The sequence below is a fragment of the Meiothermus sp. genome (assembly GCF_025056915.1).
Classification (GTDB): Bacteria; Deinococcota; Deinococci; order Deinococcales; family Thermaceae; genus Meiothermus.
This window is the reverse complement of sequence record NZ_JANWVH010000005.1, coordinates 37,235-62,182: the sequence shown is the minus strand read 5'-3', so window position 1 is coordinate 62,182 and position 24,948 is coordinate 37,235. Positions and strand designations below refer to the sequence as shown.

The window sequence follows — 24,948 nt, the reverse complement described above, 5'->3', positions numbered from 1 at the left end:
TCGACTCATTCCCCTATCCTAACTTAGGTGTCACTTTGGGTGAGATTTGGTATAATACCAAATCTACGACGAGGTAACACATAAAGCCTCCTGAATCCAAGCCCTTAAGCAAAGCTATCTGACCCTGGCAAGCTGGACGAGATGCCACCCGGCAGCCAGGCGTTAATGTCCAGCCAAGGGTACTTGCTGCCTTCAGGGTTCTACCTGCCCCTTCCAGGTCGTAGGGCCCGATTCTGGCTTCAAGCCTGGCTTTTAGCGAGATTTGGTATTCTTTATCGCGCCCTTAACAGTCGTGGCAGCCTGGATAGGCGGCCACTATTCTGTCCAGGACAAGGCTTTCTTATAGTCGAATGGCTCCAAATATGTGAAGAGCGCTCTAGGCGTACAGGCAACTTTCAAGGAAACACAGGATGGCAGAGGGTGGTTGGAGGTGGAAGGTCTCCAACACCTGCCCCCTGCGCTCTAACCCCTGCTTCAACGCACCGCTTCAATAGTATGCAAAGTGTTCAAGCAAAGTTGGTATGAGACCATCTGAACCGTTCATCGAGCACAAAAACGACCCAATTTTCAGTCCAGCAGCCCCGAACGGGCCAGCAGGGCTTTGGGGTCAGGGTCGCGGCCCAGGAAGCGGCGGAAGAGTTCGGCGGGGTCTACCGCATTGCCCTTGCTCAGAATGTGGGTGATGAAGTCCTCGCCGGTCTGCCGGTTGAATATGCCCTCGGCCTTGAAGCGCGAGAAGGCATCGGCATCGAGCACCTCCGACCATTTGTAGGAATAGTAACCCGCTGCGTAGCCTACCGGATGCCCGAAAAGGTGGGCAAAGCCGGCCACAAAAGCGTAGTCTTCGGGCAGGGGGGCCGGCACGAAAGGCTGCATCACCTGACGGGCATACTGCATCACGTCGCCATCGCTTGGGGTATAGTGCACGTGCAGGGAGAGGTCGAGCATGCCAAAAGACAGCTGCCGCATGCCCAGGTTGGCGGCCCAGTAGTTGCGGGCCCGCAGCATCTTTTCGAAAAGCGCGTCCGGAATGGGTTCTCCGGTCTGGTAGTGGCGGGCAAAAAGGTTGAGGGCTTCGCGCTCCCAGCACCAGTTTTCCATGATCTGGCTGGGCAGTTCGACAAAGTCGCGGGCGACCTGGGTGCCAACCAGGCTCCGCGCCTCGACGCTCGAGAGGGCCAGGTGCAGCAGATGGCCAAACTCGTGGAAGACGGTCTCGACCTCGCGGTGGGTGAGGAGGGCGGGCCGCTCGCCGACCGGAGGGGTCAGGTTGCCGCACATCAGGCCCAGGTGGGGTTCGGTGGTCTCGCCGCTGCGCACCCCCCGGATGAGGGAGTTCATCCAGGCCCCGCCGCGCTTGTTCTCGCGGGGGTGCCAGTCGGTGAAGAAGCGGCATATGCGCTGGCCCTGGCGGTAGATTTCGTAGGTCTTGACCTCGGGGTGCCAGGTGTCCACGCCCTGGACCTCACGCACTTCCAGGCCAAACACCCGCCGTGCGATTTCGAAAAGGCCTTCCAGCACGTTGGGCAGGGCAAAGTAGGGGCGTAGTTCTTCTTCGTCAAAGTCGTAGAGCGCTTTGCGCTGTTTTTCCGCGTAATAGGCGATGTCCCAGGGTTCCAAAGGGGGGGCCTGGGGGCCCTCGAGCGCCTGCCGGAAAGCCTGCAGGCCCGCCACCTCCTTGCGGAAGTGGGGTTCGTAGGCCGCCCATAAATCCTGCTCAAACTTGAGCGCAGTTCCGGCTTTGCCAGCCATGCGGTTTTCCAGCACGTAGTCGGCGAAATTGGCATAGCCCAGCAGCTCGGCTTTTTCACGGCGCAAAGCCAGAATTTCTTCGATCAGGGGGCGGTTGTCGCGGCCCGGCTCGGTAGCGCGGGTGTAGTAGGCCAGGTAGACCTGTTTGCGGATGGCGGGGTCGTCCAGATAGGTCTGGATGGCCAGGAAGCTGGGCTGTTGCAGGGTAAAGCGGTAGCCCTCCCGTCCTTTGGAGCCGGCGCTCTGGCGGGCGGCCTCGAGGGCGCTGGGGGGCAGCCCGGCCACCTGGGTTTCGTCCAGGTAAAGCTCCCAGCCGGCGGTGGAGTCGGTGAGGTTTTGCTCGAACTGGGTGGTTATCTCCGAAAGGCGGGTGTTGAGGGCCTCGAGGCGGGCCTTTTTTTCGGGTGGGAGGTCGGCCCCTTGGCGGCGGAACTCGTCCAGGCGCAGCTTGAGGAAGCGGGCCCAGTCGGGGGAGAGCTGCGAAGCCTCGGGCGTGGCCGCAAAGGCTTTGAGGGCCTGGTACAGCTCGGCGGAAATCTGCACCTTGGTGCTGAAAGCGGTGATGGGGGGGATGATGGCGTTGTAAGCGGCGCGCAGCTCAGGAGTCGAGACCACGCTCTCGAGGTGGGCCACCAGGGTGAAGGTGTAGCCCAGGGTTTCCCCCAAGCGGTCGAGGGCCAGCAGAGTATTTTCGAAGGTGCGCGGCCCCTCCACCCTCAGAATGGCCTGAAACTCCTCTTCGGCACGGGCAAGCAGGGTTTGGATGGCAGGCTCGATGTGTTGGGGCTGGATTTCGCTGAAGGGAATGTCGTAGCGAATCTCCAGCAAGGGGTTCTCCGACATAGCACCCCAGTATAAACGGGGCCGGGTGTGGAGAATGTGCAGCTTTTAGGCGTAACGCAGCACCGCCTGAATCACAGCCTCTACCTGCGCCTCCTGCAAAAAAGGGTGCATGGGCAGGCTCAGCACCTCGCGGGCGGCAGTCTCGGCGGCGGGGAGGGTGCCTTCGGGGGCCAGGTCGCGGTAGGCCGGCTGCAAGTGTGCCGGAAGGGGGTAGTGGACGCTACTCCCGATGCCCTGGTCTTTGAGGTGGGCGGCCAGACGGTCGCGCTCGGGGTGGCGGATGGTGTACTGGTGGTAGATGTGCAGGGCGTAGGGCATTTCGCAGGGGGTCTGGACTTTGTTTTTGAGCCCCTGGTGGTACATCTGAGCGATTTCTCGGCGACGGGTGTTCCAGGTTTCCAGGTAGGGCAGCTTCACCCGCAGGATGGCCGCTTGCAGGGCGTCGAGCCTCGAGGTGTAGCCAGCGGGCCGCACATGGTGGTAGCGCACCCTGGAGCCGTGGGCGGCCAGCAGGCGCGACTCTTCGGCAATGGACTCGCTCTGGGTGGCAATAAAGCCCCCGTCGCCATAGGCGCCCAGGTTCTTGGTGGGGTAGAGGCTGAAAGCGCCGGCATCGCCCAGGGTTCCGGCCAGCGGGTGGGGGCAGTCGCAGGCCTGGCCCACCGGGTGCCGGCAGCCCGCCGCACAGTAGCGGGCGCCGATGGCCTGAGCAGCGTCCTCCAGCACCTTTAACCCATGTTGCTGCGCGAAGGCCCGGATTTCCTGCATGGGCGCGACCTGTCCGTAAAGGTGTACCGGCAGAATGGCCCGGGTGCGCGGGGTAAGGGCTGCCTTCAGCAGTGCGGGGTTCAGGTTGTAGTGCTGGGGGTCAATATCCACCAGCACGGGCCGGGCTCCGGCGTGCAGGATGGCCTCGAGGGTGGCAATGAAGGTAAAGGGGCTGGTGATGACCTCATCCCCCGGCCCGATGCCCATGGCCCTAAGGGCAATGAAGAGCGCATCGGTGCCCGAGCCGCAAGTCACCACGTGGGGTACCTTCAGATAGGCCGCCAGCTCGCTTTCCAGGGCGGCCACCTCGGGGCCCCCCACAAACCCGCCCGAAGACAGCACCCGTTCTATGGCAGCGTCTATTTCACTTTTGAGCTCGAGGTACTCCTGCTTCAGGTCTAATATCGGAACCATTCAACACACCTGGTGTTTAGCTTAGTACATGATGGCGACTTTTGGCTGACAGGCGGCTGGCAGCCTTCAACGATAGATGCCCTTGCCCAGCCAGAGGCCCACCACCATACCCAGCAGGTTGGCGCTCCAGGCCGCAACTTCGGGGGGAAGCGAGCTGGTCAAGGCCAGCACCTTGCCGGTGCTGAAAGCCACGTAGTAGGCAATGGTGAGCACCAGGGCCAAAGCCAGGGCCGTACCGGGGCTGGTTGCCCGGCGCACCGCAATGGGCAGGGCCAGAATGAGCACCATCAGGTTGCCCAGGGCCAGGGCAATCCCGGAATGCCATTGGGCTTTGGCCTCACGCAGTTCGCGGGGGGGGGTGCTGGGGTTTTGAAGTTTGCGCCACCATTCCGAGAGGGCCACCGGTGTCTCGAAGCCGCCCCCGGCGTACTGGGCTTCCAGGTCCTCACGGCTGCGGGAAAGCCGCACCGAAAGCTCGGCACCCGGTGGGCCGATGTTCTGGGCCCGAAAGACCTCTCGCAAGCCTGCCTCGGCTTGCTCGAGGGTGGCAAAGTCGGGGAGGGGTAGGCGGGCAAAGTCCAGGGTAAACACCTTGTAGTCCCGAAACACGATCACCGAGCCCTGCAAGCGGGCGCTCTGGGCTAGAATTACGGTCATGGTCTGGCCCTGCCAGCGCTCGAGGCGCACCTGCAAGAGCTGGTCGCTCGGTTTATCAAAGCCCTCATAGCGCAGTGTGTACTCACCCACTGAAAGCTCGCGTCCAATGAGGTTGTACTGTGGCGTGCGCTCGGGTATTAGCTCGTTCCAGTACACCACCGCTGTGGCTCGGTTGGCCCAGGGCACCACCCACTCCGAGAGCGCCAGCGAAAGCCCGCTCATCAGGAGCCCTCCCCACAAAAAGAGGCGGGCAGTACGGAGTACCGAAATGCCGCCCGCCTGCATCACCAGCAGTTCGTTCTCACGGGCCAGCCGCCCAAACGCCAGCAGAATCGAGAGGAGGCCTGCCACAGGCAGCGCCTGCACCGAGGCCGCCGGCACTTGCAGGGCCAGCCATTTGAGGATGCTGCCCAGCTCGGCGGTGCCCATCCACTGTGCCCTGGGAAGAAGGTTGCTGATCAGGCCGAAGCCCACATACAGCAACAGCCCAAACAAAAAAATCGGCACGGCTTCGCGCAGTATGTAACGGTCCAGATGGGTCATCGGATTTCCAGCCCAAAGGTCAGCTTGCCGTTGGCCGCCTCGCCGGGGTGCTGGGCCAGCCGGATTTCCTGGTAGCCCAGCCGCCAGATGAAGCAGCAGTCGGCGTAGCGCAGTTCCAAGCCCCAGCGGCTTACGCCCTGGCGCAGCAAATCATACCCGAGGAAAGGGGTCAGGTTGAGGTCGTAGGTGCAGGAGAGCGGAACCGGCGTGAAGCCCAGCACCAGTTCCCGGCGCTCCCAGTCGTCGCGCCCGTTGCTCAGGGTCTTGCCCACGCAGCTCCAGCAGGTGTGGAGCTGGGCCCAGACCTCGCCGTAGTCCTGTTCAAAGCCAACCCGTAGGCTGGCCTCGGTCTGGGCCTTGAGGAAATCGTGCTGGGCTTCGAGTCCCAACCCCTGGAAGCGCAGGCTGGCCGAGAGCTTCTGGGTGGCCTCGCGGCGCTCGAGCCAGAAGCGCCCGGGGGTGGACTCTATGGCCCAGGTATAGCCCACGCGCAGGGTGAAATCGCCCTCGTAGCGGCCTTCAGCCTGCCCGCCGTAGGCCAGGTATTGCTGGGGCTGGTTGTAAAAACCCAGCACCCCGAAGGGCTCGAGGCGGAAGCGAAAGGGCCCCTCCTGCACCTCGAAGGCGTAGCGAAGTTCCGCGCCGGCGGCCAACCCTTGTTCCTGGGTGGCGGGGGTGCCGTCGCGCCAGTCCTGGGCTGCCCAGGCGTAGGGGACGAGGGTAAAGCGCCCCAGGGCAAAAGCTTGCTGGAGGCCGAAGGCATAGCGGCCCCGCTCGCTATCGTGCACGAAGAACAGGGGGCCATCCACCACCTCTCCCCGGCTGGCAAAACCGCTGGGCTTGCGATCGAGTTGCAGGCTGGCCCGCCGGTTTTTTTCCTGGGTGGCCAGGCCCAGCCGCAGGATGGGGTCGGGGCTGCCCAGGCGCAGGCCCAGCAGGGTTAGCCGGGTAGAAAACCTTCCCGAGCGAGTTCCATCGGGCAGGGGAAACTCGCTCAGGCCCACATTCAACCCCTGGTCGAAATCGAAACGAACCGGCAGGGCCAGGGGGGCCTCAGCGCCAGTCGGGGTGAGCCCCAGGCTCTCGCCCAGCGGTTGGTTGGGGTCCAGCCGCAGTTCGCCAAAGCGGGCCAGGCCGAACTCGTAGACCTCGAGCCGACTCTCCTCCAGCACCATCTCGCCGCTCTGGGTATCAAAGCGCAGGGTCTCGGACAAGAGCCGCAGGTTGTCGCCGCAGCGGCAGGTGGTGGCCCGAATCCCGCGGGCCTGCAAGACCTGATCCTTGATGCGGCCCTCTTCGGCCCATATACGGTAGCGAGGGGTTTCCACCGCGATTTGCGGGGCGGTTAGCTCGCCGCTGGCCTGGTCATAGCGCAGGCTGGGAGCCTGCAATCGCAGGCCCTGGGTCTCTAAACAGGCCCCGTCGCTGAAAATGGCCACCTCGCCGTCAAATTCAAGGTTCCCTCCACCGGCGAGCCCCTCCGGGGTCTCGAGGGTGTAGGGTTGCTCGGCGCAGGGGGTTGGGTTGCTCGGGGTGGCCCAGGCCAGGCTGGTAACGAGCAGGGTCAAAAAGGGGAGCAAAGGGGAGAGGGTGCAGCGGAGCCAGAGCGCAGGGGGCCAGGGACGTGGGGGTCTTGTGGCCCCCCGAACACTTGCCCCTGAAAGCGCAGCCTGGTGCTCTAACCTCCCCATTCGCACGCCCTACAGTTTATCGGCGTAGGGGCGCAGGCGGTTCAAGACTTCGGCAGGCACGCGGGTACTGGCCCGCACTTTGCCGCCCTCAAAGGTGAGCAGCAGGGTGCTGTCGGGGCGGTTGCCCCGCAGGGTGGTCGCGCCGTCCCGGTAGGTAAACCCCCCCAGCACCAGGGCCTGGTCTTTGGCGGTGTCCACAATCAGGGTGCTGGCCTCGAGCACAGGGTCGCTCGAGCGCACCTCGCCCTTAAGCACCAGCACATCTTCTTTGAGCAGCAAGCCCTGTTGGGCCGTGAGGGCCTTGAACTCCTTGGAGCTAAAACGCACCCCGTTCATCCGCAGGGTGTCGGGCTTTTGCTGGTACTCGAGGCTCGCTGCGGTAAACTCGCCCTCTTTTGCCTTGAGGGTAGCCCCCTGGGCCTTGATAAAGTCGCCGTCCCGGTACTGGATATAACGGGCCTCCAGCACCAGCCCGCTCCTGTTGTCGGTGATGGTGCCGCCGGTGGGCAGGGTGTAGATACCGGTGCCCACATCCAGCTCCGAGTTGCCCCTGGGCCTCACCTCGAAGCCGGCGAACCTCGAGGCCAACCCTACCAGCGAAAGAAGCGTGAATAACAGAATCCAGTGCTTCATTCCTCCAATCCTAGGGCCTCCAGGATGAACCGAATGAGCAAAACATCAACGCAGCCACAGAGCAGATTCTGACAAAACACAAAAGAGGCCGGGGCAGACGCAACCAAAGCCCACAGCCGAAGGCCGAAAGCGACCCGCCGCTCCCCCGGCACCGGGCGCATATGGCTTTGCTGGGCAAGCCTGTAGCGGCCAAGGTCAAATCTTCAAAAAGAGCGCATGTTTTTCGGCTATACTCCAAACAGATGCGGATATTGGCCTTTCTGATCGTAATTTTGGCGCCCGTTCTGGCGTTTCCCAGGCTGGGGCTGCACGAAGGCTACACCCGCCTGGTGTTCGACCTCGATCGCCAGACGCAGTACCAGATTTCTCAAGCGCCCGACACCCTGACCCTTCGCTTCAGCGGCATGACCGCTGCGGCCAGCGACACCGATGTAAGCTCGCCCCAGGTGGCCTCCTATCAGGTGGTGCCCGCGCCCAACAGCGCCACGGTGTTTGTTCGACTGCGCCCGAACGTAGAGGTCAAGACCACGCTACTCACCGACGGCAATCGGCGGCGCCTGGTGGTGGACGTGGTGAGCGTGGTCCGACCCAGCCAGAATCCCCCTCAGCCGCCCTCCCGCTCAGAGCCCCCCAAACCCCGCACCCAGCCCAAGATTGTGGTGATTGATGCCGGCCACGGTGGCATAGACCCCGGCGCGGTGGGTCTGGTGGTGGAAAAAGAGGTCACCCTCGACCTGGCCCTGCGCTTGCGGCAGTTGCTCGAGAAGGAGGGCATCGAGGTCATCCTGACCCGGAGCACCGACACCCACCTTTCACCGGACAAGGCCACCGACCTGGGCCTGCGGGCCGAGATGGCCCACTCCAAACGCAATCTCTTCATCTCGATTCACGTCAACAGCGCCCCCAGTCCGGCTCAGGGCATCGAGACCTACTATTTTGGCCATACCATTGACCCGAGCCTGCTGGCCCAGGTCATTCGAGAGAACGGCGGCGGTGAGCTGGGCCGCCGCCTGACCCGCGAGGCGCAGAGCGTGGGGGAACGGCTGGTGAGCGACCTGATTGCCCAGTCCAACCTCAAGTTTTCGCGCCAGCTGGCCCACCTGGTGCAGGGGGCCATGCTCCAGGCCACCGGCGCGGTGGACCGGGGGGTGCGTCAGGCCCCTTTCTACGTGATTCGCAATGCCCGCATCCCCGCCATTCTGGTTGAGGTGGGCTTTGCCAACCACCCCGAGGAGGGCCGCCGCCTTCAGACGAGCGAATACCGGCAGGCCCTGGCCGAAGCGCTGGCCCGCGGCATCTTGCGCTTCCTAAACGGTGGGTAGCCGGGTGCGGCCCCACTGCCGGGCGATGGGCAGCAGTTCCCACAGCGGCAGGTCGCAGAGGCAGGTGAGCTGCAAGTTGGCCTGACTCAAGTCCAGGTGCCGGGTGAGGGCGTTGGGAATGGCCACCGTAAAGGCCCCCGCCGACCTGGCCGCCCGCACCCCGTTCTGGGAGTCCTCGAGCACGATGGTCTCCTGGGGGGGTAGTCCAAGCCCTTCAGCAGCCCGCAGAAAGAGGGCCGGGTCGGGCTTGGTCAGGGCCACATCTTCCTTGGTGCGGATCACCCGGAAGTATTGGAGCAACCCCAGGCGCTCGAGGTGCCCCTCGACCCAGGCCCGCCTCGAGCTGCTTGCCACCGCCAGCTTCAGGCCCATCGCCTGCGCCGCCTCCAGGTACTCCAGCACCCCCGGTAGGGGTTCTAGCGACTGGTTCAGCGATTGTTTGCGCTGATCCACCCAGTCTTCAATCCCTTTTTTGTCCAGTGGCGTGCCCAACAGCTTTTCCAGGTGGCCTGCCGGGTCAAAGGGTATCGAGTTGTTGCCGATAAAAGGCAGCCAGTAGTCGAGCGAAAGCTCCTTTCCGTGTTGCCGATATACCTCTTGCCAGGCCTGGAACTCGGTGCTCTCGGTGTCCAGGATGGTGCCGTCGAAGTCAAAGATGAGGCCCTGCATCCTTCAGATACTATCGGCTGAGGAGCGGAATGAATAGAGGCCCCCCTGCGGGGCGGGTTGCGCGCTGGGAACCGGAGGCGCTTCACAAAGCACGTTGGGCTGATCGCGCTCCTCACAGAGTTGGCCGCCCGCCAAAACGAGGGCGCGTCTGGGCCCAGACGCATGTCAGGTACCCAAGCCTGACCAGGCGGCCATGGTTCTGCTCAGGACAAAGCTTTCTGGAACTCGAGGGGCTCAAAAGGTGTGACGCGCACCCAAAAATTTGACCTGATACATTTTTGACAAAAGCTGGTGTAGGCTAGGGAGCGTATGAAACGCAACCTGTTTCTCTTTCTGGCTTTGCTGGTGCTGGGTCTGTCGGTTGGGTTTGCGCAGAATCCGGTCAAGATTCGGATTGGCTTCAACCCCACCCAAAACTCCGACCAGCTCCGTCCGGCAGCCCAGGCCATCGCCGACTATCTGGAACGCCGCTTCCAGGGGGCCATCGAGGTGGAAATCTTCATTCCCACCGAGTATCGCGGCCTGATTGAAGCCATGCGCGGTGGCAACCTCGACTTTGCCTTTTTCCCTCCCGATGGCTACGTGATTGCCAACCAGGATGTGGGCGCCCAGGTGCTGCTCAAGAGCGTGCGCGGCACCAGCCCTTTCTACTGGAGCGCCATTGTGGTGCGAAAGGATTCAAACATCAAGAACCTTCAGGGGCTCGATGGGAAGAGCATCGCCTGGGTAGATAAGAACTCGGCGGCGGGTTACGTTTTCCCCCGCGCGGCGATTGTAGGGGCCGGCTTCGACCCCGACAAGCTTTTTGCCAAGCAGACCTTTGCCGGTCGCCACGACGCTTGTGTGCTGGCCGTGCTGAACAAATCGGTGGATGCCTGCGCCACCTTCGCCAACGACACCCGCAACAAGAGCGGGGCCTGGACGCAGTTCCTCAAGCCCGAAGAAGCGGCCCAGCTGACGGCCATCTTCTACTCGAGGCCCATCCCCGGCGATACCTTCTCGGTCTCAAAGCAGTTCATCACCAAGTACCCGACCCTCTCGAGGGGCATTGCTGCGGCTTTGCAGGGCATCAAAACCCCCGAAAACCGGCTTCTGTTCAACCTCTACCGCATTGACTACATGATTCCCGCTCAGGACTCCGACTACGATGTAGTACGCCAGGCCCGCAAAGTGGCCGGGCAGTAGCCCAACCAATCCTCTGGCCTTGCAGGGCCCCCAGGCATCGGCTGGGGGCTTATGATTTGATGACATGGCGCTACGCCTCGTGAGGGGTCTCATGATTGAAGTACGGAAACTTAGCCAAACCTTCCAAACCGCCAAAGGGCCGCTCACCGTGCTGACGGACGTGAACCTGGAGATTCCCCAGGGAGATTTTGTAGCCGTGATTGGGCGTTCCGGGGCCGGCAAGAGCACCTTTTTGCGCACCCTGAATGGACTGCTGATTCCCACCACCGGCTCGGTGGTGGTGAACGGCACCGACATCACCCGGCTGCCCAAACGCGAGCTGCAAAAGTACCGTCGCACGGTGGGCTTTATCTTCCAGCAGTTCAACCTGGTCAATCGTCTGAGCACGCTGGACAACGTCTTGCACGGTCGGCTGGGCTACCTTCCGACCTGGCGGGGCCTGCTGGGCCTGTACAACGAGGTGGACTACCGGATTGCCCGACAGCAACTCGAGCGCGTGGACTTGGCCGCCAAGGAAAACGCTCGAGTGGACTCGCTCTCGGGCGGACAGCAGCAGCGGGTGGCCATTGCCCGGGCTATGGCCCAGCAGCCCACCCTCATGCTGGCCGACGAGCCCGCCGCCAACCTCGACCCGGTTTTGTCGGAGGAGGTGATGCGCACCCTCAAGCGCTTCAACGAACAGGACGGGGTGACGGTGGTCATCAACATTCACGCCCTCGACCTGGCCCTCAAGTACGCCAAACGTATCGTGGCCTTCAAGCGGGGGCGGCTGGTCTTCGACGGCCCGCCCGCACAGCTTTCCGAGGACATGGTGGACGACCTCTACGAACGCAAGGAGATGCTGGCATGACCGAGTTGCTTCTCTACGCCCTTTTGGGGGCGGGGCTGGCCGTGCTGGCCGGTGTGGCTAAGGGCTCCATGCGGCGCTGGGTCATCGGCGCAGGGCTGGCTTCGCTGGTGGTGTTTGCGGCCTTTCCCTTTAGCCGGGCCCGGGGCTTTTTGAGCCGCGATACCGTAGACCCCACCCTGCTGGCCCTGATGCCCACCTTTCCGCTGCTGGCCCTCATTCCAGTGGGGGTGCTGGTTGCCCTGGTGTTGGCCCGCCGGGGGGGCAAGGCTGCGGGGCTGGGCGGGGCCCTGGGCGGCGTTTTGGTGATGGTTGCGGCGGCTGGATGGTATGCACAACCCGTCCAGATGGTTCGGCTTTTCCCGGTTGAGGGCCTGATGGAGCTGATTCTGGCCCTGGGGGTGGCCGGCTCCATCGCCCTGCTGACCTTTGGCCGCCCCCGGCAGCGTGGGCCCCTTCTGCTGGGGGCGGTGGTGGCAGGGGTGCTGACCTTCATGTGGTTCCACGCACCCCAGGGCGGCGGCGCTTACTTGCCCAAGAGCCTGGGCTACTACAAGCTGCTCTTTCCCACCGCCCCGACCACCCAGCAGGAAATCGCCGACGCCTACAACCGGGCCTTGCCCGAACTCAACGCCATCCGCAAAGAACTGGGCCAGGACGCGCTGAAGCCCATCCAGAGCCTGGCCGACCTGCAAGGGGCCATCCCCCAGCAAGCCTCGAGCGAAGGCTACCGCCTGGTGCAACCCGCCACCACCCAGTACGGCGCCTTTGCCGTTTTCTTCCTGGCGGGGTTGATGCTGGGGGCGGGTCTGATGCAGCTGCGCAATGCCCGTTTGCAGGAGCCCGACGATTGGCGTGCGGGCATCCTGATTGCGCTGGTCGTGAGCTTCCTGATACCGGCCTTTGACGCCACCGAGTTTGACCTGAACAAGCTGGTGGTGGGCTGGCCCTTCCTGCAACAGTTTGCCGACAAGGCCTGGCCGCCCCTGCTGGCCGACTCGAGCGCGGAGCGCTACCCCTTGCAGGAGGTCTTGAGCCAGATTGCGGTCACGGTGCAGATGGCCCTGGTGGGCACCTTCCTGGCCGCAATCTTCGCCACGCCCCTCTCCTTCCTGGCGGCGCGGAATGTGACCTCCGGCTCGCCCCTGATGCGCTCGGTGTTTTACCTGACCCGCCTTTTCCTGAACGTGCTGCGGGGGGTTCCAACCCTGATTATTGCCCTGATTCTGGTGGCGGCGGTGGGTCTGGGGCCCTTTGCCGGCGTGATGGCCATTGCCATTCACTCCATGACCGAGCTGGGCAAGCTTTATTCCGAGGCCATCGAGAATGCGGACAAGGGGCCGGTGGAGGCCCTCGAGTCCACCGGCGCCTCGGGGGTGAATGTGGTTCGCTGGGCCATTCTGCCCCAGGTCTTGCCGCTGTTTGTGTCCTACACCATCTACAACTTCGAAATTAACTTCCGTTCCTCGCTGGTGCTGGGGCTGGTCGGGGCGGGGGGCATCGGTTACTTCATCAACGAAAAGATGGCCTCCGGGCAGTACGACCAGATGATTGTGGGGGTCATTGCCATTGTGATTGTGGTGAACATCATTGACTTTGCCTCTTCCTGGCTGCGCAGCCGACTGGTCTGAACTGAGCATCGGGCCAGCCGGGTTTCCGGCAGGGCTTCGGCCAGAAACATTTTGGAGACCGGCTTTCCTGCGGTTTTTCCGTCACGCTTATCGTGCCCTTCACAGACGTGGCCGCCTGGATAGGCGGCCACTGTTCTCTCCAGGACAAAGCTTTCTCAAAGTCGAATGGCTGTAAACATGTGAAGAGTGCTCTAGCCTCCGAGGCCGCGCCGAAGGGCTACGGCCACCCAGACCATGACCAGCGTCATGAACAACTGCACCCAGCTAATCCGGGCGAAGATTGGGGCAGGGGAGAGGTTGGGCCTTTGTCCACGGGCCAGGGCGATGCGCCATCCAATGAGCGTGGTCATGGGCCAGACCTCGAGGGCCAGCACCAAGAGCAGCAGCCCCATCTTGAGCCAGAAGGTGGGGCTCTCGAGGTAGTAATGGGCCCCCTTGTCGTCGCTTCCGAAAGTTCGCGTCAGGCCGGTGGAAATCCAGAGAATGGCCGCCATGCCCCAAAAGTTGTCGGCGTAAAAGACCTCCTTTAGCGCAGCGGGTTCGGGCAGTTTGCCCAGCGCCCGCGCCCGTGTCCAGATGCCCCAAACCCCTAGCCCAAGGGCCAGCAGATGAAGCGAGGCCACCAGCCAGCCGGTCATGGCCGCTCCGCTTGCGACAGCCCCGCGGCGCTGGGCCAGGCCAGCACTGCTTTTTGGGCGCCTTCGGGTCGGCAGGCATGCATCATGGAGTTTTCTCTTCTCATTTGGCCCTCCTAAGGTTGTAGCATTTACAAAACTTAACGCTGTAAACCATTCCGTCAAAAAAAAGCTAGGGCTGCAAGCCTTTGTCCAGCATCTGGAAATAGTCCTCAACCAACCGCCGCACCTCGCTTTCTTCCCACTTGGGCACAATGCCTTTCATGCTGAGCGCCAGCGAGACGATCCCGTGGATGCCCGACCAGATCAGGTTGGTGGTCTCGGTGGGGTCGCCCAGGCGAATCCGGCCCGCCTTCATGGCCTCGACCACCGCGTTCATCAGGATCAGATAGGAACTCGAGCCTTCGGTTTGCCCCCTGGCATCAAAAACTCTGGTGGCCCACTCGGCCCTCTGCATGAACATCATCTGGTAGTGCAGGGGATGGGAGAGGCCAAACTCGAGGTAAGCCCAGCCCAACGCCCGCAGCCGTTCCAAAGGGTCGGAGTGAGCCGCATAAGCCGTTTGCAGGGCTTGGGTAAACTCGGCGAACCCCTGGGAGCAGACGGCGAACAGGAGGTCGTCTTTGTCTTTGAAGTAGAGGTAGATGGTGGTGGGGGTGTAGCCGATGTTCTCGGCGACCTGGCGCAAACTGAACCCCTCGTACCCTTCGCGCTCAAACATCCGTGTGGCCGCCTCCAGAATGGCCTGGCGGGTCTCCTGGCGAGAGCGTTCGCGGCGTTCGGCGCTGCGCTGCTTGATGCGTGCCTGGCGGGTAAGGGTTTGATTGCTCACGACGTAAATATACTGTACAGCGTTATCCATATCAAACGCCAGGCTCGAGGTCGCCCATATTCAGTAGGCTGGGACTACGTTTCTTGCATGTTGATGGGGATTAACGAAATGGGTAACGGCGAAAATGGCCCAAATCTGGCTAATATCATTAGAAAGGTATTACGTCCTGCCAAAAGTTCCATTAAGTCTAGGACTGTACTTAGGTTGGCGGTAAAGGGGGTATGTTATGGCATTTTGGAGTTGGAATAAACCCTTACTTTTGACGCTGGGGGCAGTGGCTTTGGCTGCATGTTCAAGCCCAAAAAACACCGCTCCAGGGCCCTACGCAGCGGGTCCTGCGCCCTGGACGGACTCAGGCGAAGACAAGGTCATCACGCAGGCGGTGCCCAGCGGCAACGTTTATCTGAGCGACCTGACCTGGCTTTCGGCGACCAACGGTTGGGGCCCGGTTGAGCGAGACCAGAGCAATGGCGAGACCGCACAGGGGGATGGGCGGCCCATCACGCTTAATGGGGTGGTTTATCCCAAGGGTCTGGGAGCCCATGCTTCTTCGGAAATCCTGTACAACCTGGGAGGCAATTGCTCCCGCTTCCGCGCAGCGGTGGGCCTGGATGACGAGGTAGATCACCAAACCCAGTGGGGCAGTGTGGTCTTTCGGGTGCTGGCCGATGGCATCTTGCTTTTCGACTCGGGGATCATGCGCGGCAGTAGCCCCACCCAGACGGTAGATGTGGATGTAAGCGGACGCCAGGAACTCCAGCTGGTCATCACCGATGGGGGGGACAACAACTACTACGACCATGCCGACTGGGCCGATGCCCGACTGGTGTGCGCGGAGGGCGGTGGCGGAAGCAGCCCGGCACAACAGGGTCTTTCCGGAGAATACTTCGACAACAGCAACTTCACCGGAACCCGGGTCGCGCGTATAGACCCCCAAATCAACTTCAACTGGGGTACCGGCAGGCCCATGTCCCAAATTGCACCCGACACGTTCAGCGTGCGCTGGACGGGCCAGGTAGAGGCCCGCTTTAGCGAGACCTATACCTTTACCGCTCGCACCGACGATGGGGTGCGGCTATGGGTCAACAACCGCCTCATCATCGATAGCTGGCGGAATCAGTCGGCCACCAACCGCAGCGGCACCATTGCCCTGGTCGCGGGGCAGCGCTACGACCTGCGCATGGAATATTACGAAAATACCGGCAGTGCAGTGGCGCAACTTTTCTGGAGCAGCCCAAGCCAGCCCAGAGAAATCATCCCGCAGCGCTATCTGTACACCAATGCAACGGCCCAGTCGTTGCTGCCCCCGACCGACCTGATTGCGGTTGGTGTCTCCGAGAGCAGCGTTTACCTCGACTGGTCCGCCGTGAATGGCGCCAGCGGTTACGTGGTTGAGCGCCGCACCGGCAGCACCGGTACTTTTGTACAGGTCGGCACCCCGACGGCCTCGAGCTTCGTGGACAACGGTCTGTCCCCCAACACCCTTTACACCTACCGGGTGAGCGGCACCGCTCCGGATCGAACCCTGGCCTTTGCTACAACCACCGTGACAACCCCCGCAGCCAGCGGGCCTATCCAGGGGGGAGCAGCGGCTCAGACTCGAGGGGTTTTTGGCCCTGTGCGGGACTTCCCGCTGGTGGCCACCCATGCGGCCCTTTTGCCCGATGGCAAGGTGATTGCCTGGTATAGTTACGACCGCATCGGGGTCTACCGCGATATTCAGGACCCCAACGCAACCTTCCACCAGAGCTCCATCGTGACCCTGTGGGACCCCGTGACCAATACCTTCGAGGAGGTCAACAACGCCACCACCGACCTCTTCTGCGCGGGTTGGGCGGTCATGCAGGACGGACGGTTGCTGGTGGCCGGGGGCAACCTCGGCACCCCCAATGGCAGTTTGCACACCAACATCTTCAATCCTGCAACCAAGACCTGGACAAGGGGCCCCAATATGCGGGCTGGACGCTGGTATCCTAGCGTGACACCACTGCCCAATGGTGAACTGCTGATTACGGGAGGCCAGACCGAGACCGGGGCCAACAACACCGTACACGAGGTCTGGCAGACCAACGGCACGCTTCGGCAGCTCAGTGGGGCGACCACCTCGGGGCGCGATTTCGAGCATTACTTCCCCTGGATGCACGTGGCCCCCAATGGACTGGTATTTCACGCAGGCTGGAACCCCACCATGTCCTACCTCAATCCTGCGGGCAGCGGCTCGTGGGGAAGCCAATCCTGGGTGCGCCAGGGGCCCAACCGCTGGTACGGTTCGTCGGTGATGTATGAGCCGGGTCGGATCATCACCATCGGTGGGGGCACCAGGGCAGTCGCGAGCACAACCCTGATTGACCTGACCAGCGGCGTGAGTTCTGTGGCCGGGCCATCCATGACGTACGCACGCACCCACCCCGACGCCACCCTGCTGGCCGACGGTCGGGTCTTTGTAAACGGAGGCAACAACGGCAGTTTGTGGGATCTGCCCTCTTCGGTGTACGCAGGGGAAATTTGGAACCCGAGAACCAACACCTGGACTCTGGCGGCCTCCGCCCAGCGACCCCGAAACTACCATTCGGTGGCTCTGCTGCTGCCCGACGCGACCGTGTGGACCGCGGGCAGTGGTGGGTGTGGCGCAGACTGCCAGCCGGGGAGCAATGGGGCCCTGGCCGGGGTCAACCAGCTCAACTACGAAATCTACTACCCGCCCTATCTCTTCGACGGCAATGGCGCCCTGGCCGCTCGGCCCAGCATCCAGAGCATTCCGAGCAGCGTCCGGTATGGGGAGAGTTTTGTGATCGGTACGCCGGATGCTGGCAGCATTCAGTCGGTGACCCTGCTGGCGCTGGGGGCCTCGACCCATGCCTTCAACTACACCCAGCGGTTCATGACCCTGTCCATACAGTCCAGAGATGCCACCAGCCTAACGGTCGCAGCACCCGCCAACGCCAACCTGGCCCCCCCCAACTACTACATGGTGTTCATCTTCAACCAGGCCGGGGTTCCCTCGGTAGCGCGAATTATTCGGGTTGGCCCGTAAATTTTCGCGTTGGGCGGCAGTGGCAGAAGATTGAAGGGGGAACCCACCCGCTCAACTCTGGTAGTGCCCCAGCCCCCTGAAGCGCCGGTAGCGATCTTCAAACAGTTCTTCGGGGCCCAGGTGTGAAAGCTCGGCCAGCGAGGCCAGCAGGGCCTGCTTGATGTTGGCCAGGGTGGCGGAGGGGTTGCGGTGGGCACCGCCGCCGGGCTCGGGAATGATTTTGTCCACAATGCCCAGGCTCAGAAGGTCGGGGGCCGAAAGCTTGAGGGCCTCGGCAGCCTTGGCGGCTTCTTTGGCATCTCGCCACAGGATGGCGGCGCAGGATTCGGGCGAGATGACCGAGTACCAGGCGTTTTCCAAAATGAGCACCCGGTTGCCCACCCCGATGGCCAGGGCCCCTCCGGAGCCGCCCTCGCCCAGGATGACCGCAATGGCCGGCACCCGCAGGCGGGCCATGCGCTGGATGCTCTGGGCAATCACCCAGGCCTGCCCGCGCTCTTCAGCCGAGATGCCGGGATAGGCTCCCGGGGTGTCAATGAAGGCAACAAAAGGGCGGCTAAAGCGGTCGGCCAGGTCCATCAGGCGCATGGCCTTGCGGTAGCCCTCCGGATGGGGCATGGCAAAGTTGCGCTTGATGTTTTCCTTGGTGTCGCGGCCTTTCTGGTGGCCGACCACCACCACCGAGGTGCCCTCCAGACGGGCCAGGCCTCCCACCACGGCGGCGTCCTCGCCAAAGGTGCGATCACCCGAGAGTTCCACGAAATCGGTCATGATGCCGCCGATGACGTCGAGGGTGGTCGGGCGGCCAGGGGCCCGGGCCAGCTGAACCCTTTCCCAGCGGGACAGGTTGTCGAAGGTTTCCGACTTGAGTTGAGCGAGGCGTTCGCGCAAAACCTGCAACTCCCCCGAAAGATCAACCCCGCTGCTGGCGGCAAACCCCTCGAGTTCGGCGATTTTGGCCTCGAGCTCTTCAATGGGCTTTTCGAACTCAAGCGGCATGAACGCCTCCTTCGGGGCGTTCCCCGGCCCCAGTTCCCCGACTATCCAGCATGGTTCACCGTCCTGGGGTGCAGTAGCTTGAGCACCTGGGCCACCGTCTCCTTGAGCTGGCGACGGTCAACCACCTGATCCACCATGCCGTGCTTCAGAAGAAACTCCGAACGCTGGAAGCCTTCGGGTAAATCTTGGCGGATGGTCTGCTTGATCACCCGGGGCCCGGCAAAACCAATGAGCGCGCCGGGTTCGGCCAGAATCACATCGGCTAGAGCTGCAAAACTGGCCGTGACCCCGCCGGTGGTGGGGTCGGTGAGGATGGAAACGTAGGGCAGCCTACGAGCCCACAACCGATCCAGCGCCAGGGTGGTCTTGGCCATCTGCATCAGCGAGAGGGCGGCTTCCTGCATACGGGCCCCGCCCGAAACCGAGACAATCACCACCGCACGGTTTTCCTCTGCGGCCCGCTCGATGCCACGCGTGATTTCCTCGCCGACCACGCTGCCCATCGAGCCTCCGGCGAATGCATAGTCCATGACCAGCAGAACGCTGGGTACGCCGCCAATGGTGCAGCGCCCGCCCACAATGGCGTCGGGCCGCCCGGCTTCTTTTTGATAGCGCTCGAGGCGCTTGGGGTAAGGCTCGGTGTCCACAAAGCCCAAAGGGTCGGCGGGTTTGAGGCCGGTCATCTGCTCAAAGGTGTTCGCGTCGGCCAGCATCTCGATGCGCTTGCTGGCAGGCAACCGCAGGTGATGCCCGCATTTCGGGCAGACATGCAGGTTGGTCTCGAGGTCCTTCTTGTAAATTTGCGCGTCGCACTTGGGGCACTTGACCCACAGCTCGGGAATATCCCTCGCCTCGCCCTGGGCCCGGCGACGGCGGAAAAGCCGCTCTAAGGCCATAACGCCCTATCTTATACCGCAGAATGAGAATCGAACGAAACCCCCCTTGCTTGAACGGGGTTCAAAGTTTGTTGCAAAGGTCAACACTGCAAAACGGGTTGTTTGAATCTACCGATAAAAATTCCCCACATACGGCAAGGGGTCAACCGCCACCCCGTAGCGATACACCGTGTAGTGCAGATGCGGCCCGGTAGAGCGCCCGGTTGAGCCCACCGCGCCAATCAAGCGGCCTTGCTCGACCTGCTGGCCTTTTTCAGCATAAGAGGACGAAAGATGGCCGTACAGGGTGTGCAGACCGTTGCCGTGGTCAATCAGGATCATCAGGCCAAAGATGGGGTTCCAGCCCATCTCGCTCACCGTGCCGGTGGCGGTGGCGTACACCGGTGTGCCTTCGGGGGCGGCAAAGTCTGCGCCGTTGTGAAATTCAAAAGTTCCCCCGCCAAAGGGGTTGGAGCGGTAGCCGAAGGTGGAGGTGAGGCGGGTTTCGGCCAGCAAGGGCAGGCCGGTGGGTATGTACTGCGCCGGGTCGGGGGTGTGGGGCCCGGAGGCGGGGACTGGGGCCGAGGGCGAACGGCGAAGGATGCGCCCCGGGCGCGGGTCGGGTGGGAGGGGGTTGTTGAGGGCCCGGGCGGTGGCCTCGAGTTCCGCTGCAAAACCCTCGACCTGCGAACGCAGGCTGAGGAGCAACTCACCGAGCTCAATGGGCTCACCGGCGCCTCGGGGCGTGTTCTCGGGTTTGGGGGGCGCCTGGTTGGGTTGAACGGGTTCGGGCACCAGGCGAATGCGGGGGAGACCGGCCTTGACCCGCAGCCGGTTGATTTCGGCCTCGAGCACCTTCAGGCTTTGCTGGAGCTGCACCGCCTCGATGCTGTAGGCATCGCTTCGGCTTTTTTCGGCCTCGAGCTCGAGGCTCAGCTTGCGGGCCAGGGTTTGTAGCTCGGCCAGCCGGCTGCGTTCGTTCGAGCTGCGTTCCCACCAGAAAATCACCGCCGCAATCAACAACACCGGCAGGATGGCCACCACCCACAGCGGTACCGTGAGGGTAACCCTCGAGGCAAGCGGGTGGGGCTCTTTCGCCATGGCCCTATCAGCCTACTGCGGAAATGGGCAGGGCCAGGTGATGCCTGACCGAACGGGGCTCAACCTATGGTCGGTGGCTGTCGGCAGAACCAAAAAGCCCACCGGGTTCTCGAGCTTTGATCGCGCTCTTCACAGACCTGGCCGCCCACAAAAACGAGAAGGGACAACGAGACGTGCCTCACCGAGGTGAGGCAGGCTTGTCTGCGTTGGGTCTGGGCCGAGACGCACGTTTTCGAGTTTCCAGGCCGCCACTGTTCTGTTCAGAACCAGGCTTTCTTGAACTCGAATGGCTCATGATATGTGAAGAGCGCTCTAGCTTTGGCCGGCCTTCGTGCTCTGGGGCAGGGCCCTGGGTTCCCCGGTCTGGCTGCGGCCCACAAATACCGCGCCTGCTTCCACATCGAGCGACATGGCCCGCACATCCCCTTCTACCCGCGCACTCTTGGTGATGTGCAACTTGCCACTGGCAATCACCTGGGCGTTAATCTGCCCGTGCACAATGATGTTGTTGGCCTTGACCTGCTCGCCTTCAATGTGGGCGTTGTTCCCGACCTCGAGGTCACCCTCAACGATGATCGAACCCTTGACCTTGCCGTCAATGCGGGCGCTGCCCGCTGCTTTCAGGTTGCCTTCAATCTCGCTGCCCTCGCTCACATAGGTGAGCGCAGCCGGGTTGGGTTTTCGTCCTCCGCCTAGCACCGCCATAGTTTACACCCCTGGTTTGGTCTGCAAAACGGTTGCCTTCAACCTAGCCTCGATAAACCAGCCCATCATACCCGGTGGAACGCTGTGTTTTGTCTGCCGATGGGGGACGACCAGGCCGGTGAGGGCTCGAAAAGGCTTACTGATGCGCTGGCTAGTCCAGATACCCGGCGGGATTTACTTCGTCTCCATTGCGAAAAACCGTGTAATGCAGGTGGGGGCCGGTTGAACGACCCGTAGAGCCCACCAGCCCCACCAGGTCGCCGCGCTCGAGGCGCTCTCCGACCCTTACCGAAACCGAGGATAGGTGGCCGTACAGGGTGCGGTAGCCGTAGCCGTGATCCACCACCACGGCCAGGCCGAACGGCCCTTTCCACCCGGCCTCAACCACCTCGCCGGCCCCGGTGACCCGCACGGCGGTGCCATAGGCGGCAGGGAAATCAATGCCGTTGTGGAACTCAAAACCCCAGCCAAAAGGGTTGCGACGGTAGCCGAAGTACGAGGTGATGCGGGTTTGCCCCCGAAGGGGGTAGCCGTAGGGCGTGGCGGCCTCGCGCTTCAGGGTTTCGGTCAGGGCAGGGGAGACCTCGCTGAGTTTGTTGCTGAAGGCCGCCGTTTGCTGGCTGGCGTACCTGAGCACCTCCTCGAGCTCGGCTGGCGCCGAAGCACCGCCGCGCCCCCCGCCTTCGTTGCGGGTGGGCACCAGCCTGATTTTGGGCATTCCGGCCCGCTCACGCAGGGTATTGATCTCTTTTTCCAGCACCTGCAACTGCTTCAAAATGCTCTGGGCATCCTGGCTCAGGGCGTTGTTGCGGGTACGCTCGGCGGCGAGCTGGTTGTTGAGCTTGCGGGCCTGATCCGACAAACTGACCAGCTGAATTTGCAAACTGCGCATCTCCGCCGTGCGCTGCCAGAGCCAGACATTCAGACCGCTCCAGGCCAGCAGCACCAGCACAACCAGCACCGGAATCCACACCGGCAGGGAGAAGGTGCGCGGGGCTGCGCCGGTTCGGGCCAACCACAGGGTGTATCGCACGGGGTGACGGCGAAGCGGCATCAGGTGCTATAAGTAACGCAGTCATGTAACAAAAGTCAAGGGCGCTTTAACCCGTTACGTTAAAGTTCTCATCCAGGCCGTGGGGTGAAAACGGCATAAGCAGGTCATTTTCTTGAACCTATGGGGGTAGCAAAATGAGAACCAATCCCGGAGCTAGAAGCGTTACATGAAAAGGTCTATTTTGTGGCCCGTACTTCAATTTGAAGCGCCGCGTCTTCCAAGCCTGGTTTCTGCACCCTCAACCCGGCACGGCTCCCCCTCAGGCGAAGCGCTCGGCGACCGCCAAAGCTACGTCAATGGCCCTTTGCACGGCCTGGTCCTTGGCTTCCAGAACCACCTGCTCGGCCCGGGTGCGCTGGGCGATGATGCCGCAGATGCAGGCCGCCGCAAACCCGTAGACGTTGCCCATCTTGAACAGGGTTCCGGCTTCCATCTCGTAGTTGAGCACCCGGAGGTGGCGGTACTCTTCGGTGATGCCTTGCAGGGTGCGCAGCAGGTGCGGGTTGGCCGAACCGGTGCGCTCCTGGCCTTCGTAGAAGGTGTCGACCGAAGCGGTGATACCAAGCGCATACTCCACCCCCAGCCGCTCTGCGGCTTCGACCAGGGCAACCGTCAGGAAAGGGTCGGCGCTGGCGGGATACTCGAGCGGCGCAATGTCGTTTGCGGCCCCCTGGCGGCACAGGGCCGCCTTGGAGATCACCACGCTGCCGGGGAGCACATCTTCCTGAATGGAACCGCTGGTGCCGACCCGGATGATGGTCTTGATGCCCACCTGTATCAGCTCGTTGACCACAATGCTCAGGCTTGGCGCTCCCATGCCGCTGGTGGCGGAAAGGACGGGGCGACCGTTGGGCAGGAAGCCCAGATAGCTGTTCAGACCCCGGTTTTCTGAAAGAATCCGGGTCTGGCTCAGCCGGGTCTGTGCAATCTGGGTGGCGCGGTTGGGGTCGCCGCTCAGAATGGCCAGGGTGGGTGGGGTTTCGCCCAGGTCTTCGGGCCCAAAGCCGATGTGGTAAAGCCTTGCCATGCGCTCATTATCGCACCTCATGGCCGATTCAGCCCGTGGCCACGGGCCGACCTGGGCGGATGCCGCGTCGCTTCACCCGGCCAGGCCCCATTGTGGCCGCCGTTGCCCGTAAGGCCATCCGATGTAAAAATTCCGTTGGCAGCATTACTCAAAGCGCAACCAGGACGGTAGGCCCATTCCAACACTCGCCCGCCTTTGGCCTTGCCCAATGCTCCGTTGGCTTACACCGGCCCGCAAGGACCGGGGCATGGCCTGACTCGACGACCCTTGCGCTGCCATCGCAACCCACCATCGAAGCTGAACACGCCCTGAGCAAAAGCCCGGCTCGAGCCCAAAAAAGGATTTTTCTTAAGAGCGCTCTTCACCTATTACGATTCGAATTCGAGAAAGCCTGGTTCTGAACAGAACAGTGGCCGCCTGGAAACTCGAAAACATGCGTCTCGGCCCAGACGCATCCGCGTTTTCGTGGGCGGCCACGTCTGTGAAGAGCGCGATATGCTCAGGGGGTGGACTGCGTCATCGCCAAGGTGGGCAAAGACAAAAAGGTGCGCAACTTTTATCCCGGACTGTTTGCCGACGAACTCGAGTCGGCGCCCGACAGGCCGGGGGTGGTGCGGGTACTGTCCCACCAGAACGACTTTCTGGGTGTGGGCTATTACGACCCCAGGAGCCGCGTGGCCCTGCGGGTCTACCGTTTTGAGGAGGGGCCCCTGGATGCGAAATTCTTTCTCCATCGGTTTGCGCGGGCCAGGGCCAAACGCGCCAGGCTGGGCAATTTTCACCGCCTGGTTCATGCCGAAGCCGATGGCTTGCCGGGGCTGGTGGTGGACCGCTTTGGCGAGATACTGGTGGTGCAGGTACGCAACCGGGCCATGGAGGCGCTGCGCGAGACCTGGTTGCCCGCACTGATCGAGGCAGCAGCGCCAGTGGGCCTTTACGAGCGCTCCGACACGGACAGCCGTCGGCAGGAGGGGCTGCCTGAGCGGGTTGGGGTCCTCTATGGAGAAGTGCCAGCAGTGCTGAATGTAGACGAGGATGGGCTGGTTTTCCAGATTCCCATCGCCCTGGCGCAAAAAACCGGCTACTACCTGGACCAGCGCGAAAACCGCAGGCGGCTGGAGCAGATGGTGCAGCCAGGTCAGCGCGTGCTGGACGTGTACAGCTACGTGGGGGCCTTTGCGCTGCGGGCGGCCCGCAAGGGAGCCTATGCCCTGGCGGTGGACAAAGACCTCGAGGCCCTGGGGGTGCTCGACCGAACCGCCTTCAGGCTGGGCCTGCCGGTGGACATCCGCCAGGGAGACGCGCTAGAAGTGCTGGATAGCCTGGCCCGCAGCAAGACCCCCCCCTTCCAGCACGTGCTGCTGGACCCTCCGACCCTGGTCAAGAAGCCGGACGAACTACCCAGGGTAAAGCGGCTGCTGGTGGATTTGCTGCGGCCTGCGCTGCGGCTGCTGGACGTGGACGGGTGGCTCTGGCTCTCGAGCTGCGCCTACTACCTGGGGGTGGACGAGCTGCTCGAGGTCACCCGCCGGGCCGCCGCCGACGAGGGCCGCCGCTTGCGGGTGCATGCCATTCAATACAACCCCCCCGACCACCCCTGGAGTCTGCACGTGCCGGAGTCGCTTTATCTCAAGACCATCCTTTTCCAGGACGACCCCTTGTAGGGTGGTCGTAGCACCTTTGGGGACAGCCCTCCCATGGTGCTTTTCGTGGAAGTGTCCGCTGTTCCAG

20 protein-coding genes are annotated in these 24,948 nt (G+C 62.7%); 6 read left to right on the top strand and 14 right to left on the bottom strand.

All coding sequences use genetic code 11. From position 1 onward, the window contains the following. Positions 1 to 567 precede the first annotated feature (567 nt). The 5 genes from NZN28_RS01855 to NZN28_RS01835 all read right to left on the bottom strand — a co-directional run bounded on the left by NZN28_RS01855 (position 568) and on the right by NZN28_RS01835 (position 7,301). Positions 568 to 2,595 carry a M3 family metallopeptidase gene (locus NZN28_RS01855; RefSeq protein WP_295395067.1) on the bottom strand — a complete coding sequence of 676 codons (2,028 nt, stop codon included), beginning with the start codon at positions 2,593 to 2,595 and terminating at the stop codon, positions 568 to 570. Positions 2,596 to 2,640: 45 nt separating this feature from the next. Next, positions 2,641 to 3,777 carry a DegT/DnrJ/EryC1/StrS aminotransferase family protein gene (locus tag NZN28_RS01850; protein WP_295395066.1) on the bottom strand — a complete coding sequence of 379 codons (1,137 nt, stop codon included), beginning with the start codon at positions 3,775 to 3,777 and terminating at the stop codon, positions 2,641 to 2,643. Between the two features lie 66 nt (positions 3,778 to 3,843). Continuing rightward, positions 3,844 to 4,977 carry an LptF/LptG family permease gene (locus tag NZN28_RS01845; RefSeq protein ID WP_295395065.1) on the bottom strand — a complete coding sequence of 378 codons (1,134 nt, stop codon included), beginning with the start codon at positions 4,975 to 4,977 and terminating at the stop codon, positions 3,844 to 3,846. Continuing rightward, entirely contained in the window at positions 4,974 to 6,545 is a 1,572-nt protein-coding gene (locus tag NZN28_RS01840) for a hypothetical protein (protein ID WP_295395064.1), read from the bottom strand. The genes NZN28_RS01845 and NZN28_RS01840 overlap by 4 nt, the downstream gene beginning before the upstream one ends. A gap of 132 nt (positions 6,546 to 6,677) precedes the next feature. Beyond that, a complete protein-coding gene (locus tag NZN28_RS01835; RefSeq protein WP_295395063.1) occupies positions 6,678 to 7,301 on the bottom strand; it encodes a hypothetical protein in 624 nt (207 codons plus the stop codon). Positions 7,302 to 7,543: 242 nt separating this feature from the next. On the opposite strand from NZN28_RS01835, the gene NZN28_RS01830 reads away from it, so the two are divergent. Then, positions 7,544 to 8,623 (top strand): N-acetylmuramoyl-L-alanine amidase, encoded by a 1,080-nt coding sequence (locus tag NZN28_RS01830; protein WP_295395062.1) that lies wholly within the window; start codon positions 7,544 to 7,546, stop codon positions 8,621 to 8,623. Here NZN28_RS01830 and NZN28_RS01825 read toward each other — a convergent pair. Further along, positions 8,609 to 9,292 carry an HAD family phosphatase gene (locus NZN28_RS01825; protein ID WP_295395061.1) on the bottom strand — a complete coding sequence of 228 codons (684 nt, stop codon included), beginning with the start codon at positions 9,290 to 9,292 and terminating at the stop codon, positions 8,609 to 8,611. The two genes, NZN28_RS01830 and NZN28_RS01825, sit on opposite strands and share 15 nt — an antisense overlap. A gap of 309 nt (positions 9,293 to 9,601) precedes the next feature. Between NZN28_RS01825 and NZN28_RS01820 the strand changes: the two genes are divergently transcribed. From NZN28_RS01820 to phnE, 3 genes are all read left to right on the top strand, one after another. Further along, positions 9,602 to 10,477 carry a phosphate/phosphite/phosphonate ABC transporter substrate-binding protein gene (locus tag NZN28_RS01820; protein WP_295395060.1) on the top strand — a complete coding sequence of 292 codons (876 nt, stop codon included), beginning with the start codon at positions 9,602 to 9,604 and terminating at the stop codon, positions 10,475 to 10,477. Positions 10,478 to 10,568: 91 nt separating this feature from the next. Further along, complete coding sequence (gene phnC, locus NZN28_RS01815; RefSeq protein ID WP_295395059.1) at positions 10,569 to 11,327, top strand: phosphonate ABC transporter ATP-binding protein; 759 nt, start codon at positions 10,569 to 10,571, stop codon at positions 11,325 to 11,327. Beyond that, positions 11,324 to 12,955: a phosphonate ABC transporter, permease protein PhnE gene (gene phnE / locus NZN28_RS01810; RefSeq protein ID WP_295395058.1), complete on the top strand. Its 1,632-nt coding sequence runs from the start codon at positions 11,324 to 11,326 to the stop codon at positions 12,953 to 12,955. Before phnC ends, phnE begins: the two co-directional genes overlap by 4 nt. A 191-nt stretch (positions 12,956 to 13,146) precedes the next feature. Here phnE and NZN28_RS01805 read toward each other — a convergent pair whose 3' ends face one another. Continuing rightward, positions 13,147 to 13,593 (bottom strand): DUF2214 family protein, encoded by a 447-nt coding sequence (locus tag NZN28_RS01805; protein ID WP_295395057.1) that lies wholly within the window; start codon positions 13,591 to 13,593, stop codon positions 13,147 to 13,149. 169 nt (positions 13,594 to 13,762) lie between these two features. Beyond that, positions 13,763 to 14,452: a TetR/AcrR family transcriptional regulator gene (locus tag NZN28_RS01800; RefSeq protein ID WP_295395056.1), complete on the bottom strand. Its 690-nt coding sequence runs from the start codon at positions 14,450 to 14,452 to the stop codon at positions 13,763 to 13,765. A 196-nt stretch (positions 14,453 to 14,648) separates the two neighbouring features. Between NZN28_RS01800 and NZN28_RS01795 the strand changes: the two genes are divergently transcribed. Beyond that, positions 14,649 to 17,456, top strand: coding sequence for an NPCBM/NEW2 domain-containing protein (locus NZN28_RS01795; RefSeq protein ID WP_295395055.1), 2,808 nt, complete (start codon positions 14,649 to 14,651; stop codon positions 17,454 to 17,456). Positions 17,457 to 17,507: 51 nt separating this feature from the next. Here the strand turns inward: NZN28_RS01795 and NZN28_RS01790 are convergent, their stop codons facing one another. The 6 genes from NZN28_RS01790 to NZN28_RS01765 all read right to left on the bottom strand — a co-directional run bounded on the left by NZN28_RS01790 (position 17,508) and on the right by NZN28_RS01765 (position 23,217). Continuing rightward, positions 17,508 to 18,455, bottom strand: coding sequence for an acetyl-CoA carboxylase carboxyltransferase subunit alpha (locus tag NZN28_RS01790; RefSeq protein ID WP_295395054.1), 948 nt, complete (start codon positions 18,453 to 18,455; stop codon positions 17,508 to 17,510). A gap of 41 nt (positions 18,456 to 18,496) precedes the next feature. Beyond that, the gene (accD, locus tag NZN28_RS01785) at positions 18,497 to 19,351 is read right to left on the bottom strand and encodes an acetyl-CoA carboxylase, carboxyltransferase subunit beta (protein ID WP_295395053.1); all 855 of its coding nucleotides are present in this window, start codon (positions 19,349 to 19,351) and stop codon (positions 18,497 to 18,499) included. A gap of 108 nt (positions 19,352 to 19,459) precedes the next feature. Further along, positions 19,460 to 20,431: a M23 family metallopeptidase gene (locus NZN28_RS01780; RefSeq protein ID WP_295395052.1), complete on the bottom strand. Its 972-nt coding sequence runs from the start codon at positions 20,429 to 20,431 to the stop codon at positions 19,460 to 19,462. A 312-nt stretch (positions 20,432 to 20,743) separates the two neighbouring features. Further along, positions 20,744 to 21,136: a polymer-forming cytoskeletal protein gene (locus NZN28_RS01775; RefSeq protein WP_295395051.1), complete on the bottom strand. Its 393-nt coding sequence runs from the start codon at positions 21,134 to 21,136 to the stop codon at positions 20,744 to 20,746. 151 nt (positions 21,137 to 21,287) lie between these two features. Beyond that, entirely contained in the window at positions 21,288 to 22,190 is a 903-nt protein-coding gene (locus NZN28_RS01770) for a M23 family metallopeptidase (RefSeq protein ID WP_295395050.1), read from the bottom strand. A 259-nt stretch (positions 22,191 to 22,449) separates the two neighbouring features. After that, positions 22,450 to 23,217 (bottom strand): nucleoside phosphorylase, encoded by a 768-nt coding sequence (locus tag NZN28_RS01765; protein WP_295395049.1) that lies wholly within the window; start codon positions 23,215 to 23,217, stop codon positions 22,450 to 22,452. 506 nt (positions 23,218 to 23,723) lie between these two features. Here NZN28_RS01765 and NZN28_RS01760 point away from each other — a divergent pair. Then, positions 23,724 to 24,881 carry a class I SAM-dependent rRNA methyltransferase gene (locus tag NZN28_RS01760; RefSeq protein ID WP_295395048.1) on the top strand — a complete coding sequence of 386 codons (1,158 nt, stop codon included), beginning with the start codon at positions 23,724 to 23,726 and terminating at the stop codon, positions 24,879 to 24,881. Positions 24,882 to 24,948: the final 67 nt, after the last annotated feature.